At 44.4% G+C, this 14490-nt stretch carries 13 protein-coding genes and 1 riboswitch; of the genes, 5 read left to right on the top strand and 8 right to left on the bottom strand.

Annotation, left to right across the window (positions count from 1 at the left end; genetic code table 11):
* Positions 1–44: 44 nt before the first annotated feature.
* Positions 45–485: a phosphotyrosine protein phosphatase gene (locus R7Q41_RS01220; protein WP_017820138.1), complete on the bottom strand. Its 441-nt coding sequence runs from the start codon at positions 483–485 to the stop codon at positions 45–47.
* A gap of 129 nt (positions 486–614) precedes the next feature.
* Positions 615–1733 carry a polysaccharide export protein gene (locus R7Q41_RS01225; RefSeq protein WP_017820139.1) on the bottom strand — a complete coding sequence of 373 codons (1119 nt, stop codon included), beginning with the start codon at positions 1731–1733 and terminating at the stop codon, positions 615–617.
* Between the two features lie 458 nt (positions 1734–2191).
* On the opposite strand from R7Q41_RS01225, the gene R7Q41_RS01230 reads away from it, so the two are divergent.
* Complete coding sequence (locus tag R7Q41_RS01230) at positions 2192–3085, top strand: hypothetical protein (RefSeq protein WP_017820140.1); 894 nt, start codon at positions 2192–2194, stop codon at positions 3083–3085.
* Between the two features lie 69 nt (positions 3086–3154).
* On the opposite strand, the gene nfsA is transcribed toward R7Q41_RS01230, so the two are convergent.
* Positions 3155–3877 carry an oxygen-insensitive NADPH nitroreductase gene (gene nfsA, locus R7Q41_RS01235; RefSeq protein WP_149191710.1) on the bottom strand — a complete coding sequence of 241 codons (723 nt, stop codon included), beginning with the start codon at positions 3875–3877 and terminating at the stop codon, positions 3155–3157.
* Positions 3878–4072: 195 nt separating this feature from the next.
* Here nfsA and R7Q41_RS01240 point away from each other — a divergent pair, with 195 nt between their 5' ends.
* Entirely contained in the window at positions 4073–4714 is a 642-nt protein-coding gene (locus tag R7Q41_RS01240; protein ID WP_005374889.1) for a MarC family protein, read from the top strand.
* Positions 4715–4904: 190 nt separating this feature from the next.
* Positions 4905–5777 carry a patatin family protein gene (locus R7Q41_RS01245; protein ID WP_017634445.1) on the top strand — a complete coding sequence of 291 codons (873 nt, stop codon included), beginning with the start codon at positions 4905–4907 and terminating at the stop codon, positions 5775–5777.
* A gap of 52 nt (positions 5778–5829) precedes the next feature.
* Here the strand turns inward: R7Q41_RS01245 and gbpA are convergent, their stop codons facing one another.
* The 3 genes from gbpA to R7Q41_RS01260 form a co-directional block, all read right to left on the bottom strand.
* On the bottom strand, positions 5830–7293 hold the full coding sequence (gene gbpA, locus R7Q41_RS01250; RefSeq protein WP_262659763.1) for an N-acetylglucosamine-binding protein GbpA: 1464 nt from the start codon (positions 7291–7293) through the stop codon (positions 5830–5832).
* A 98-nt stretch (positions 7294–7391) separates the two neighbouring features.
* Positions 7392–7492, bottom strand: a riboswitch (cyclic di-GMP riboswitch).
* 272 nt (positions 7493–7764) lie between these two features.
* Positions 7765–8265, bottom strand: coding sequence for a fasciclin domain-containing protein (locus tag R7Q41_RS01255; protein WP_005374896.1), 501 nt, complete (start codon positions 8263–8265; stop codon positions 7765–7767).
* 80 nt (positions 8266–8345) lie between these two features.
* Positions 8346–9827: a deoxyribodipyrimidine photo-lyase gene (locus R7Q41_RS01260; RefSeq protein ID WP_318108632.1), complete on the bottom strand. Its 1482-nt coding sequence runs from the start codon at positions 9825–9827 to the stop codon at positions 8346–8348.
* Positions 9828–9935: 108 nt separating this feature from the next.
* Here R7Q41_RS01260 and R7Q41_RS01265 point away from each other — a divergent pair, with 108 nt between their 5' ends.
* Positions 9936–10241, top strand: a complete 306-nt coding sequence (locus R7Q41_RS01265; RefSeq protein ID WP_017634442.1) for a DUF6482 family protein — start codon at positions 9936–9938, stop codon at positions 10239–10241.
* Positions 10242–10309: 68 nt separating this feature from the next.
* Here R7Q41_RS01265 and R7Q41_RS01270 read toward each other — a convergent pair whose 3' ends face one another.
* Positions 10310–11290, bottom strand: coding sequence for a rhodanese-related sulfurtransferase (locus tag R7Q41_RS01270; protein WP_161441384.1), 981 nt, complete (start codon positions 11288–11290; stop codon positions 10310–10312).
* A 455-nt stretch (positions 11291–11745) separates the two neighbouring features.
* On the bottom strand, positions 11746–13041 hold the full coding sequence (locus tag R7Q41_RS01275; RefSeq protein ID WP_213907549.1) for an alpha/beta fold hydrolase: 1296 nt from the start codon (positions 13039–13041) through the stop codon (positions 11746–11748).
* 210 nt (positions 13042–13251) lie between these two features.
* Between R7Q41_RS01275 and R7Q41_RS01280 the strand changes: the two genes are divergently transcribed.
* Positions 13252–14409: a D-alanyl-D-alanine carboxypeptidase family protein gene (locus R7Q41_RS01280; protein ID WP_005374901.1), complete on the top strand. Its 1158-nt coding sequence runs from the start codon at positions 13252–13254 to the stop codon at positions 14407–14409.
* The last annotated feature ends 81 nt before the right edge of the window (positions 14410–14490 follow it).

Consider the following 14490-nt stretch of genomic DNA (forward strand, 5'->3'; position numbering starts at 1 on the left):
ACTTCTTAAATACCTTGCCATTGGCGTTTATTTAGCCTTGCGGCTTATAGTTTTTGAGACCACGCTTTTGCTGCTTTTTCTATAAGCGTATATGCATGTTCGAAAGCTTCTCTACTTTGTCTGTATGGATCAGGGATGTTTTGTTCATTTATCCACTGTCCAAACAGCATCGTTTTACCTCGTGCCTCAGGAGCGATTTTGGTTAAGGCTTCTAAATGACCTTTTTCCATAACCAATATCAGATCGTATTGAGCGCAAAGCTCAGGTGTTAATTGTCGTGCTTCGTGTCCATCTAAGCTTACGCCATGTTCGTTCGCGATAGTGGTTGCCATCTCGTCAGCAGCTTTTCCCGTTAGATGGCTCTTATCTACTGCGATTCCTGCTGATGCGACATGTTTGTTTGGTAGTAAAGACTGCAAAAGCCGCTCTCCTGTTGGAGAGCGGCAAATATTACCGACACAGACGACAAGAATATTAGAAAACAAATGCTTACCCTACTTTAAGTTGTATGCTTATGATCTCAACTGAATTGCTGGTTTCTTTATATTGCGCAATTGAGCTGAGTAGCTATCGATTACGTGCCGCAAGAGATAATTTTCTTGCGGCACGTTGTTTTACGGCCAAGTGCGTACTCGTAGTACACCTTCAGTTAGTTCATTAAAGCCGGAAATGGTTGGAACGAGCTGAGCAATCACACGATTCCAACGACTAACAGGTGCAGCCGTCACATAGACTATGTCGTAAGGGTTGAGATCAAACTCAGTACCAATCACCAAAGCAGAAGCGTCAGAAACATCTAGCTGATAAATGTCCGCCATTTTAGCTTCTTCTTTTGAACGTCTGATGACAAACACACCGGTAGCATCTGCGGAGATTTCACTGATACCACCAACGCTGCTAAGAGCCTCAGTAAGGCTCATGCCGCTACGATCAATTTTGAGTAATTTCGGATCGTTAACCTCGCCCATAACAAATACTTTTTGCGCATCGTTTCGAGGAATATGAACAATATCGCCAGGCTTTAGAAGGCGGTTTTGAGTTAAATCGCCTTGTTGCATCAGAGCATACAAAGAGACGTTTTCAACAACGCCATTGCGTGTCAGTGTCGCATTACGCCAATCAGCCTCGGCAGCCAGTCCGCCAGCTCTATTCACAGCATCTAGAAGTGTAAGGGGGATGTTTGTAATTGGTTGTTGTCCTGGCTTGTTAACTTCGCCAGTTACATAAGTCTTTTTAGAGCGAAATGCCGCAACGCTTACATCGACCTGTGGGCTCTCAATGTATTTTGCAAGGCGGCTTGCAATGTCTGCACGAATCTGACGTACGTTTTTGCCTTCAACATGTACGACACCTATGTAAGGGTAGAAGATCGTGCCATCCGAATGCACCCAGTTACCCGCTTCGGCTGAGCTTCGGTATGAGCCCGCTGGGATCGTTAGCTCTGGGTGATCCCAAATAGTGATATTTAGGATATCGCCAGGTCCTACTTCGTATTCATATTTTGCGATTTCAATATCTAACTCTGGGTTTGGTTTTGAAAAAGGGTCCACTGAATTTAAAGACGTTACGCGCTCCAAAGTTAAGGGATAAACGGTAACCTGAGACTCTATATCACTCGATTCAGTGCTCATGACTGTTTTGTCACTGACCGAAAGGTGGCTACCAGGCAAAGTACACCCTGTAAGAAGGATAGGAAGTACTGATATCCCCAAAAATTTATTAAATGTGTTCATTGGTTTATAACTACCGAAAGAAAGTTTGCCGACTGAAATTGATTCATTCTAATTGAACTGCATTTCATCAATATTGATGATTTACTGCAGTTTTAAGCCTTTAGAAAGCGAGTCCATTCAGAATTATTTGTGTAATAAACACTCCAAATGGCTGCTAGCGACTTAGAGCTCTTAGTTTCATTAATGAAGGTGTGAAAATCCGACCCACAAAAAATAGTCAACTATTATCCATCTGGTTGCAATAAAGGCAACAAGTTACTTGAAAAAATACTGACGAATACATGACAAAATTGTGTCTATTTAACGTTAATGAGATGAATGCATGATTTTGCACAAGCAAACAGGCAAGAATGTGAAAAAACTCATGCCAAAGTTGTATGCATCCTATTTACACTATATGCAACTGCCGTTATGCTTCCTGTTGCGGTCGGATATAACAACAAATATTGGAGCTAATTTTGAAAATCAAACTTTTAACGGCAAGTGTGGCAGCAGTCCTACTAGCAGGTTGTGGTAGTGACAGCGATCCTGAGGTAAAAAGATACTCAGTTCAGGCTTATGACCCAGCTGTTATCGGCATGAAAGTTCAAGCAGTATGTGGTGGTGAGACATACGACGCTATTGAAAATACAACAAACTATGAAGGTATGGTTGGTAAAGCGCGTTTTGAAAATATCAACGTTGTAAATGCGCCAGGTGATTGTGCTTTCGTATTAACGCACACAGAAGATAGTAAAGACGCGTCAAATGGTAAACCTATTACATCTGACTACAAAATCCCTCAAGGCCTAGCCCAGACGGATTCATTGGTAACAGGCTCTCCATTTACGACTTTGGTTGCTAACTCTTTAAAAGATGGTGAAGTATACTCTTCTGATATCGCTGAAAAAGTATTCGAGAATTTGGGTATCGATATCAATGCAAGTGGTAAAACAGTTGACGAAATCCTTCGTGATACAGAATCTGTAGTAGCAGGACTTGGTAGTGAGGGTGGTAACAGCGCACTTGCTACTCAGCTAGTTGCAACAGCAAACGTTGTATCAGATATCATCAAAGCGAACCCAACAGCTTCGCCTGAAGCTGTAGCTGTTGCTGCAAAAGCAATAACAGAAGATGTAATCGCGGCGAACCCAAATTATCCTGAGAATGATTCGGGTGATGTTATCTACGTAACGATTCCAGCTGAAGATACTCAGAAAGTTGTTGCTGATGTACAAGAGGCTATTGATAACGACACTCCACTAGAAGATATCGAACCTGAAGTACCACAAATCCCAGATGCGGAAGTCGGTGAGCCAATTGAACCTGAAGATCCACCGGGTCCAGGCACTGGCGCGACAGGCGGTAACTAAGCAAGTTTTTGCTGATAAATTCTAAAGGCCTCTTCAGAGGCCTTTTTTGATCCTATCGTATTGTAGTCATCACCTTTTAGTGAGCCCTTTTCTGTTTAAGTAAGGCAGGATGTGCGGACGTGATTCGCCAGCCAGTTTACTGGTGACTTCTTGCGACCAAGTACTCTGTTTTTGATTGCTCGAACGGTTTGCATAGTAGTTTTGCATGGTTTGGTCATACGTCTGAATATCATCCAAGTTTAGGTCTTGATACTGATTCTCATGCACCACGACATGCTTAGGTAGGCGAGGTTTTACTTCAGGGGCTTGATCTGGATGACCAAGACACATACCAAATAAAATGGCGGTATTTTTAGGTAAACCTAATAATTCGTCTACTTTTGGGGCATTGTTTCGTAAACCACCAATATACACGCCTCCTAGTCCCATCGACTCCGCCGCAAGCAAGCAATTTTGTGCCATGATCCCCGAGTCTACAGCGCCTATTAGTGTTAACTCGGTAAAATCAGCTTGAATATCTGGGTTGATACTGGCATGGCGCTGGTAATCAATACAAAACACCAAAAACTCAGCCGCGCTTTCAACGTACCCTTGATTTCCGGCATATTGAGCTAATAGTGTACGTTTTTCTTTGTCGGTCACGCGGATAATTGAAACGACTTGCAACATGCTTGATGAGGACGCCGCAAGGCCGGCTTGAAGAATGGCATCTAATTGTTCGCTCTCAATCGGTTGTGAGGTGAATTTTCGAATTGAGCGGTGATTGAGAATTGTTTGAATCGTGCTGTTCATGGTGACTTAACATCCCCTGTTACGTGTAAAGGCTGAAGACTCACCTTAGCGACATTTGATGAGTCGGTAAACTATCTCAAAAGAAAAACAATGCTTGGCGCATAAGTGTGAAGGCGAATCGAGAATACACCACTCTTTCTGTTTGAGAGCGTATATACTGTTTTTAGAATCAATAATTTAAATGCAGTGGAAAATATGAAAGAACTCATTGTTCATACAGTTACGGTGTTTATGGGCTTCTTTGCCATCATGAACCCTATCGCCAATATCCCCATCTTTTTGAGTTTAACTGCTGATGAAGATAAAGAAACCATCCGTTCCATTGCGCTCCGCTCAGTCTTTATTGCATTTATTATCATCGCGATATTTTCTATTGCCGGTAAGTTAATTTTTGATTTGTTTGGTATCACGCTTTATGCATTGCGAATAACAGGCGGTATTTTGGTGTTTTTGATAGGTTTTAACATGCTTCAAGGTGATTCGACGCATCAGAAAACCAAAGAGAAGGCGTATTCACCAGCTCAGCAACGGGCGGCATTGAGTATTGCAGTGTCTCCATTGGCGATGCCAATATTAGCTGGGCCCGGAACGATTGCTACCGCGATGAACTTTGCGACAGCGGGTGGTTTCGATCAAACCATTATTACTATCGTTTCTTTCGCTGTCCTTTGTGTGATCACCTATGTACTGTTTTTGTTTGGAGACAAATTGGTCAAAGCGGTTGGACCAAGTGCTCTAAATGTTGTGACTAAAATGATGGGCTTAATTCTAGCGGTTATTGGTACTCAAATGTTTATTGATGGCGCGGGCGAAGCCTATAAAACGGTTTTCTCCTAGATTTCTCTTAGACCTTGCCACCTTGGTTAAGCCCGCAATTACATTTCTAACGGGTACGGATTTTTTGAACTTTAGTTTTCATTTTCTAAGAGAGAAATAAATAGACTTCACCTATTTCAATAATAAGAATATTCAATTGTTGTGATTGCACGAATTTCATTACTCTTTTGGCAAGGAGAATGGGGGAAATATGGCAACAAAAGCAATTGTAGTAGAAGGTGGCGCGATGCGAGGCGTCTTCGCAAGCGGAGTGTTAGATGCGTTTTTAGAGCAGAGTTATAAACCGTTTGATTTTGCAATCGGTGTATCTGCTGGTGCATCAAATTTGATTGGGTATTTGACCGACTACCCGCATCGCAGTATTAACGTCATTACTAAGCTGGCCACAAGCAAACGCTTTTTTGACCCGACTCGCTTCGTTAAAGGTGGGGACCTCATCGATGTGAAGTGGTTGTTTGAAGAATCTAATCGCTTGTATCCCGTCGATGAAAATAAACTGTTTAATGGCGTTCCTTTTCTCGCAGCGACAACAAATGTAGATACAGGGCAGGCAGATTACTATCGCGTGACACGTGATAATTTTCACCATGCGATTGAAGCGACAACAGCATTACCGATTGCCTACAAGCATACCCCTTGTTTTTCTGGTGGTTGTTATACCGATGGTGGGGTCGCTGATTCTATCCCAGTGCGTGAAGCTTATCGTCGAGGGGCTCGCGACATAACCGTAGTACTCTCTCACCCGCTGAATTATGCCAAAAAGCCAGTTAAGACCACATGGCTGATGAAGAAACTGTTTGCGGAGCACCCCAAAATGGCGGATGCGATGTTAAGACGTGCAGATAACTATAATCAATCATTAGAGTTTATTCGTAACCCTCCACCAGGAACACATGTTAGGGTAATTGCCCCACCAGATAATTTTCATGTTCAGCGCTTATCAATGCGACAATCCGTTTTACTAGAAGGGTATGAAATGGGACTGATTGAGGGGCGAGCGCATCTCACTAGTTTATCTGGTGTTCATGGTTTAGACCGGGAAAATTGTCATTTTTGCGTTTGATTATAAAAGAGCCTCATAGTGAGACTCTTTTGCATAACGTTCAAAGGGTGATTTAGTTGACTTTATCCCAAGCCATCTCCCAGTGTGAACCTATTCCAGGCTCGTAATGGTTTGCGCTTTCTTTCCACTGCATACAGTAACCAGAGTATGGGAAAGGTTTACATTGATAAATGCCCCCGTCGCTGGCAAGCACTTTTGTGCCCGCCGTGTAGCTAGATAGTCCTTCAGGGAAGACAAAATCGTACTCATCAGATGGTGGTGGAGTAACTGACTCTTCTTTTAAGTGAAAGTCGAGTGTTTGCTGATCCACCAAGTTGCCATCTTTATCCTTAATACGTGTTACGAGCATATGGTGACCCGGCTCCGATTTACTTAAAGCGAGCGATATCGCCTCTACCGAGCCGTCTTTCATTTCGTTTGCCCAACTTGTAAGTGGTTCGCGATGGTGATTGTAAACGGTGAGTTCTGCATTTAAATCGCCTTCAGCAGTTAGTGTCAGATCCAACGTTGTCGGTGTTGACTCAATGATATACTCGTCTGCTAAGCCATCTACTGTGAGTGAGTATTCTGGAACAGGAGTTTCAATGTTATAGCCGATCTCTACTCGCTCAAGGCCGCTATTTGCTTGCAGATACACCGGATTAGTACCATAAACAGGAGTGAATTTATCCTCTGCATACTGCCCGGCTTGCAGTTTTGCTTGTTCTTGGTTTAGCTTAGTCGCGAGTGCGTAAGACCAGTTTTTCGCTTGGCCCATTGCTGCATCGGTAATTTCTAGTTCAGTTCTATACGCCACGTTTTCACCTGCTTGATCAAATACGCGTGTATAAACCGAATCCCCAATATTTAAATCCATTGTAGGAATAATTTGACCGCCTTGCTTCCAATCTGGAATAACGGGACTGCCACCATCAAATTTCACATCGATCACGTTATAAAATGAGGCTGCAGTGTCGCCAACATCCCATACTGCCAGGATGACATGGTATCCCTCGCGAGTAGGCACATTACATTGATGGCTTACCTGTTTCGGGGGTTGAACCATATTGCCGTCGACGACACAGAAAGGAGTTAGATCAAAAGAGTCTCGTGATAGTGAAGCGTTTGGGTTCCAATCAGGCTTGGTGATGTAATATTTCCAGTCGCGCGTCACGTGGTTAGCGGTAAATGTCCATTCAAAAGTTTGTGTACCTGCTTGAATAGGGCGTTTTACCCAACGGTCGGCAGTTTGCTCATCAAGGGCAGCTGCTAAAGCGGTTTCGGCACTCGCTATTTTACCATCGCGAGGCCCTGTTTCGGGAAAGCCATCAGGGCCTTCAACGCTTTGCGGTTCATATTGAATCGCACCGCAGTTATTATTTTTTTCGTTAGTATCTGGCGATGGATACTTACATAGTGCCGAGCGACTTGCAGCGACACCACCATTGGTTTCTGATACATAACCGTGAGCCGCAGCACCTGAGCTAATGCTTGCAAGTGCTAACGCGAGTACGGATTTGGTTGGAAATGATTTCATCACATGTCCTCTGTTATGACTGACAAACTAATGTCACACCCCGGCGCATGCTGAGCATAAAGCAACGCTACAGAAATTGGACTTCTGTAACACTGAGTCATGGTAACCCCGCTATCATGAGCATTCTTTTAGATTTTTAAATGCTGACAGACCGGAAGCTTTGCGTCCCACCCTTTCGAATGGTTTGCCGAAATGTGATTGAGCAGCCAAAATTTAGCTTAAGAATTTACATGTGGAAAAGTAAACGTCACTGACATGGAATCCTGTTCTCAAATTGAAAGATAACGATATCTTAACCTCGTCAATATTATGCAGTATCGTATTGCAAGATATTGATTTTAATTTTGTTTTTATCTTATTAATAATCATGGAGAATGAGTGGAGGTTTGTTGGGGATAAATGGAGAGGAATCGTGCTAAGGGTGGAAGAAGTTCTGTCTAAAGGGCGGAGTGTACCGCCCTTTGAATGGTGTTATTTCGGCATGATGACAGTATCAATCACGTGAATGACACCGTTTTTAGCTTTCACATCGGTTGCGATGACATTTGCATCGTTAACCATGACTTTATCGCCCATGGTTTTAATCATCACATCTTGCCCCTGAACCGTAGTCGCTTTGTCTAGCTTAACAACATCGGCAGCCATCACTTTCCCTGGGACGACGTGATAAGTCAAAACAGATACTAACTTGTCTTTGTTTTCCGGCATTAAGAGCATGTCGACTGTGCCGTCTGGCAGTTTTGCAAAAGCGTCATCCGTTGGTGCAAAAACAGTAAATGGGCCTTCCCCTTTGAGAGTGTCAACCAGGCCCGCTGCTTTCACCGCAGCAACAAGCGTATTGAAAGAGCCATTTTCAGCGGCAACGTCGACAATATCGGCTTTCATCATGCCATGCTCATGAGCCTGAACGGGAAGCATAAAAGATAATGTCGCCATCAGTGTCGCCGCGATAACTAAGATACGTTTGAACATAATGTGTTCCTTACTAGTTGAGGGTACAACGGGTTCCCTGGAGTGTGTTTGCATTTGTACGCATCGTGATTGAAAGATGATCATCGCGTCCTACTTTCTTTTGAGGGTCTAACATGTCGCGCAAGAATTCGTCTGCCTTCTTGTTTCACATCAGCTCGTTTCCGCCACGTCCATAAGCGCTCTCTTGCTGCCTTAGCTGCTTTGTCTGGTGCGATAAAAGGTGCAAGGTAACGGCTATCTGGCTGCAATTGATACATGACAGCTTCCATCTGGGTCATTGTCCAGGGCTCGAATAAAAGAGGGGGAGGAACCATTTGTAACTCAGGTACCCACTTGTAGATGAACGTACCGTTAGGATCATGTTCTTGGGCTTGCTTGATCGGATTATAAATACGGATTGTGTTAGTCCCGGTTACTCCTGCTTGCATTTGGAATTGTGGGTAATGAATTCCAGGCTCAAAGTCGAGAAACAGTTGCGCTAAATGCGTTACACCTACTCGCCAATCCATGTTCATGTGGTGAGTAAGAAAGCTAACCAGCATGGCACGCATGCGAAAGTTAATGTAACCAGTGTGGTGCAAACAGCGCATGCAGGCATCAATCAAAGGTACGCCAGTATGCCCGGATTTCCATGCTGCTAACTTTTCTTCATCGAAAGTACTACTTTGTCTAATCAATGGTTCGTAAGCCCGATTAACGCAGTAAAACTCCATGTCGTATTCCGATTCGAATTTTTGGATGAAGTGACAGTGCCAATGAAGCCGTGAAGACAATGCAATTAAGCTGCGACGAAATCCAGCGACTTGCCAGTGTTTCAAAAGGTATTGATAAACTTCACGTAAGGATATGTTACCCCAAGCGAGGTATGGAGAAAGTCGAGTACAGGCTGTGCGTGAGGCTGTGGGACTAGAAATACTTCGATAGTAATCACGACCTCGACGATGGAAAAAGTCCTCTAGTGTTTTCCAAGCGAGCCGGCTTCCTCCCGTTTGCATTCCTTTGCATTTTGATAGCCAGGATGATGGTGGCGAAAACGAACAGCCGAGAGCTTCTGCATCCAATGAATGCAATAAGTCGGTTTGGAGCTCAATAGGGCTTATTGAGGCTCTCATGACAGAGTCCCAATGTTTGTCCCAACCTTGCCGGTTTTTTGCACCTCTGATAACAGCACCGTGTTCGAACTCAAACCAGTCGATGTTCTGCTTATACAGCCAAGCGGCAACTTGTCGGTCTCGTTCAAAGGTGCAGTTGAGTCCTATTTCTTGGTGAGAAAAAACAGCGTTGATTTGATATTGCGCTTGAATTGATTGGAAACATGCTAAGGCATCGTCAAACAGCACCGTGATTCGATGCCCATACGCTTTGAGCGTTTCATCCATGTCTTGCAGTGATTGCCAAACAAATCGCCAGTGGCGCTCAGAATAGTGTGGGTTGTTCAATAGCAATGGTTCAACAATATACAAAAGCACAGTTGGGTGCTTTGTTGATAATGCTTGAGTTAGTGGTTGATGGTCAGTCAGCCTTAAATCTCGCTTTAACCACACGACATTGATTGTTTGCATCGGAATCCTCTTTGTTTCCGATGTTGTACGCAAGTAAACCGAAGAAATCTCATCCAATGATCGGTTTTATTCCACAAAACGTAGAGATAACTTTTAGGGAGGTGACACATGGCAATAGCATTGAGTAAGTTACAAAAATACTTCTATGTGGACAAGTTGGTCATTCATTCGCTTGATCTCGCATTGTATCAGGCATCTGTTGTGATTGATGGAGAAGCGCAATTTATCACTGATGACAACGGTATCTTTTTGAGGGCTCATTCCCTGATCGAGATGCAAAAGAAGTGCAGGAATATCAAAGCAAATAAGCAGGTTCTAGTGCATCAAAGTGCTTATGATGAAATGGTGGGGCTACCCGAAGGCAAAAGAGACAATCAACTAGAGGTATTGGTGAGGGATACAAAATTGTATTGAAAGAGTATTGGTGCGCAGTAAAAGCGAGCCACCTTACGGCAGCTCGCTAAATATAAGGAGAGTTAGGCTTAGTCTTGTTTACGCTGCGCTTCTTTTTGCGCGTACTTAGCGGCACGTCGGGCTTCTCTTTGCTTGGCACTTTCACCACCAACATGCTGCTCGCCTCGCTGCTCTGCAAGAACAATTTGTTTTTCACGCTCGCGGAATCGAGCAATTTGTTCTTCTGAGTGTGTGCCGTGACATTTTGGACAGCTCACGCCTTGCTCGAACAATTCTGACTGTTTGTCTTCTTCAGTGATCGGTAGACGACAAGCGTTACATAAATCGTAATCTGCTTTTTCTAGCTGGTGGTTCACTGCAACACGACCGTCAAATACGTAACAATCGCCTTCCCACATGCTCTCTTCTTGAGGAACTTCTTCAAGATATTTAAGAATGCCGCCTTCTAGGTGGTAGACCTCATCAAAGCCCTGTTCTTTCATGTAAGCCGTTGATTTTTCGCAGCGGATACCACCGGTACAGAACATCGCAACTTTCTTGTGTTTTGCCGGGTCCATGTTTTCTTTTACATAGTCTGGGAATTCACGAAAGGTTTCAGTATTTGGGTTTACAGCGCCTTTGAATGTCCCGATCTCGATTTCGTAATCATTACGTGTATCGACAACAAACACTTCAGGATCAGCAATAAGATCGTTCCACTCTTGAGGTTTCACGTAAGTACCCACTACGTGGCGAGGGTCTATACCTTCAACACCTAATGTTACGATCTCTTTTTTCAGTTTCACTTTGGTGCGATTGAATGGCTGGGTCTCAGAATACGACTCTTTGTATACGGTGCCAGTCAAACGAGGTTCGTTGTTTAGCCACTCCAGTAGCGTATCAATACCTGCACGATCAGATGCAACAGTACCGTTGATACCTTCACTTGCCAGTAGTAATGTTCCGCGAATATGGTGTTTTTCCATCAACGCAAATAATGGCTCGCGTAGCTCTTGATAGTTATTCAGCTCAACAAACTTGTACAGCGCACAAACTACATACTGACTCATGAGGTTTCCTTTAAAAATACAGGTGGTCAACGACCTTAAAATTTTAGCGGCACGAAGTATACCTGACTAAACCAGTCGGAAATACGGACAAATTATACGGATATTATGAGTAGGCGGGGCCTGGCGGTCTTTGATAGGGGGAGCATGTCCGCAGGTGAAGCCGCTATGTGTTCAAATTATAAGCATTAATTATAGTGGGTTAGGTAGGTTGGAGCCGATACTTTTGGTTTAAATTTATGCTGTTTTGGGCCCTTCAAAAAAGTTAGGCGCAAGAAGCACCAAGTAATCACCGGAGTAATTGACAAGGAAAGGACATGTCGCAGTTTTATACATGAGGTGGTGAGGGATAAAGGTTTAGGGACAAAGAGTGAATGACTGATCGCCATTGTTCATAAACCGCTATAAACGCCTTTTCATCAAATACTAAAAAGGCGTATTTCTAACGTCTGTCCTGCTTATTTCAACGCAGCTGCGGTCTGTTTACCCATGGCTATGAGCCTATCGAGAATGCGTTCACCGTCGGCACGTAAACCGTTGTGCTCGTACTCATTGGTGATCCACGCTTTTGAATTTGGTATTAACGCGAGCGTCTCTCGACTGATATCCATTTCAACAAACATATCATCGGCGTAAACGGCGCAACTGACAGGCACTTTGTTTTGAGCCAATTGTGTTTGATCGTACAGCGCAGCCCAATCTTCTTTCGCTGCCAATATTTCTGCGGTGTCTTTTAGTGGCTTGAGGTTAACGTATTGGTCGAACATCCATGGGAAGACCATTTCCCCCGTAAAGTAAAATGGCTTGCCAGATTCATAATTAAACTCTGATCGGGTTTGGCGAACGCGGTGCGCACTCCAATTCGACGCGAAGCTTTGACAGTAAATCGATTCATGCAAAATGGCGTAGATCGGGTTGGTTTGGAAGTTTTGCTGCGCCAACATATCGTTTAAGAACTCATAACGAAGTTGTGGTTTGCCGTTCACTTCAATCAACGCGCTTTCTAGCCAATAGTAAGTTGGTAAGAAAGTATCACTCACACCAAAGTTGATGCCGATTTGTTGAAATTGTTCCACCGTGAAGCGTTGACCATTTGGTAGGTACTCTTCATTTTCTAGCAAGTGATTCGCAATGTTTTGGCAAAGTTGCTGTGCATTGGGAAATTGTTGGAAGAATGCTTGGTTTTTCTCCATGGTGCGTTTGAAGGTGGCTTCATACACATCGTCGGCATGACGCGAGACTGATGGCACGCCACCCGTGATGTAGCTTTGCAGCAAGCTGTCTGGGAACAAAGACAAATAGGTGAGGGAACAAAAACCACCAAAGCTTTGACCTAAGATCGCCCATTTTTCGACGCCAAATTGCTCACGAATGTATTCCGCGTCGCGCACGATGTTATCCGCTCGGAAGTGGTTCAAGTAGTCTGCTTGTTGCTCTGGCGTGAGGTGAGCAAGCGTCTGGTGATTAATTACGCTGCTGTTGCCCGTACCGCGCTGGTCGAGAAGCAAAACTCGGTACTCTTGCAGGGCGCGTTTTACCCAGCCATTATTGCCGTTTTGACGTGGAGAGGGAAAGCCAGGCCCGCCCTGAAAGTAAACCAACCAAGGTTTGGTCGATTCTTCATCGCCAACTAGGCAAACCGAACGGGCGAAGACTCTAATGGTGCCTTTGCTTGCGTCTTGGTAATCCAGAGGAACGGTAAAACTGTGGGGAGTGTAATGCAATCCTGCGTCGATAAATGATTGAGCGTTCATTGTTATCTTTATTTCCTTATTGAGGGGTAGCGCTACTTTACTGCGAATGGCGCGAAGAACCAACGCTATTTCCCAATTGCCTCTTCAGTTCTATACCTTGGTCAAATCAATGTAAGTTCAAGAAAATGAAACGATTAGCGACTGGTGCAACTGGTTGAGTGAGCTATGCTCAATAGAGTTGCGACAAAGTAAGAGCATGGAGGAAGTCGGATGAAAGTGTCACTGGCTCGATGGACAATTGTGACTTGTTTAATAAGCGTACCTACTTTTGCCGTTGTTACGCCCAACCCACCTCAGTTACAGGCAAAAGGCTACGTATTAATGGACTTTCAATCCGGTGCCATTATTGCCGAGTATAACGGGCGAGCAGGCCTTGCTCCGGCGAGTTTAACCAAGTTGATGACCGCTTATGTAGTTGGACAAGAAATCAAAGCGGGGCGTTTGAAATGGGATGATGTTGTCACCGTGAGCGAAAACGCGTGGTCGGCCAAGTTTCCCGGTTCTTCTAAAATGTTCATCAAACCGAAAGATGAAATTAGTGTTGCGAACTTAATGCGCGGCGTGATCATCCAATCAGGAAATGACGCGTGCGTTGCACTGGCTGAGCATGTTGCAGGCAGTGAACGCGGCTTTGTTGCCTTGATGAATGGTTGGGCGGAGAAATTAGGACTGCAAGACACCTATTTTGTGAACTCCCATGGTCTTGATAGTGATGGCATCCAAACCTCACCAACCGATATGGCAAGACTCATGCAGTCGATCATCAGCGATGTTCCCGATGTGTATGCGCTATACAGCGAGAAAGTCTTCAAGTGGAACGACATTACGCAGTACAACCGCAATAAGTTGTTGTGGGACAATTCCATTGATGTCGACGGGGGAAAAACCGGCTACACCAGCAATGCCGGATACAGCTTGGTGAGCTCGGCCAAAGAAGGAAGAATGCGCCTTATCTCGGTGGTGATGGGCACGCCAAGTAAACAGGCTCGGATCAGCCAATCGAAGAATCTACTCAGCTATGGTTTTCGTTTTTATGACACCAAGCAAGTTGCTAAGCAGGGCCAAGTTGAGTCTAAAGTTCGCGTTTGGAAGGGTAATGCCAATCAAGTTGAGGCGATCTTCGCTAAAGATGCCTATCTCACTCTGCCTCGTTCAATGACGGCTGGGCTTGATAAGAGTGTGGTGTTAAATGAACCGTTGATTGCGCCGATAGCGCAAGGGGATGAGATTGGTAAGGTCGTTTGGAAAAGCGATGACAGTACCGTGGCGAGTTATCCCTTGGTCAGCAGCCAAGCGGTAGAAGAGGGCTCGTGGTTCGGTCAGCTTTGGGACAGTCTGGTGCTGTGGGTGAAATCGTTCTTTAACTAGAATAAAAACGAGCAGAAGTGTCTTTCTGCATTCTTTTGTTGATGACCGCCCTGCTATAACGCTGGGCGGTGTCTTATTTAA

Origin of the sequence: Vibrio sp. 2096, assembly GCF_033339595.1 — a bacterium.
GTDB lineage: Bacteria > Pseudomonadota > Gammaproteobacteria > Enterobacterales > Vibrionaceae > Vibrio > Vibrio alginolyticus.

Bases quoted from the DNA above. Each gene is read 5' to 3' on its own strand.
- R7Q41_RS01225 (WP_017820139.1), bottom strand. From the start codon at position 1,733: ATGAACACATTTAATAAATTTTTGGGGATATCAGTACTTCCTATCCTT.
- nfsA (WP_149191710.1), bottom strand. From the start codon at position 3,877: ATGAACAGCACGATTCAAACAATTCTCAATCACCGCTCAATTCGAAAA.
- R7Q41_RS01240 (WP_005374889.1), top strand. From the start codon at position 4,073: ATGAAAGAACTCATTGTTCATACAGTTACGGTGTTTATGGGCTTCTTT.
- R7Q41_RS01245 (WP_017634445.1), top strand. From the start codon at position 4,905: ATGGCAACAAAAGCAATTGTAGTAGAAGGTGGCGCGATGCGAGGCGTC.
- gbpA (WP_262659763.1), bottom strand. From the start codon at position 7,293: ATGAAATCATTTCCAACCAAATCCGTACTCGCGTTAGCACTTGCAAGC.
- R7Q41_RS01255 (WP_005374896.1), bottom strand. From the start codon at position 8,265: ATGTTCAAACGTATCTTAGTTATCGCGGCGACACTGATGGCGACATTA.
- R7Q41_RS01260 (WP_318108632.1), bottom strand. From the start codon at position 9,827: ATGCAAACAATCAATGTCGTGTGGTTAAAGCGAGATTTAAGGCTGACT.
- R7Q41_RS01265 (WP_017634442.1), top strand. From the start codon at position 9,936: ATGGCAATAGCATTGAGTAAGTTACAAAAATACTTCTATGTGGACAAG.
- R7Q41_RS01270 (WP_161441384.1), bottom strand. From the start codon at position 11,290: ATGAGTCAGTATGTAGTTTGTGCGCTGTACAAGTTTGTTGAGCTGAAT.
- R7Q41_RS01275 (WP_213907549.1), bottom strand. From the start codon at position 13,041: ATGAACGCTCAATCATTTATCGACGCAGGATTGCATTACACTCCCCAC.
- R7Q41_RS01280 (WP_005374901.1), top strand. From the start codon at position 13,252: ATGAAAGTGTCACTGGCTCGATGGACAATTGTGACTTGTTTAATAAGC.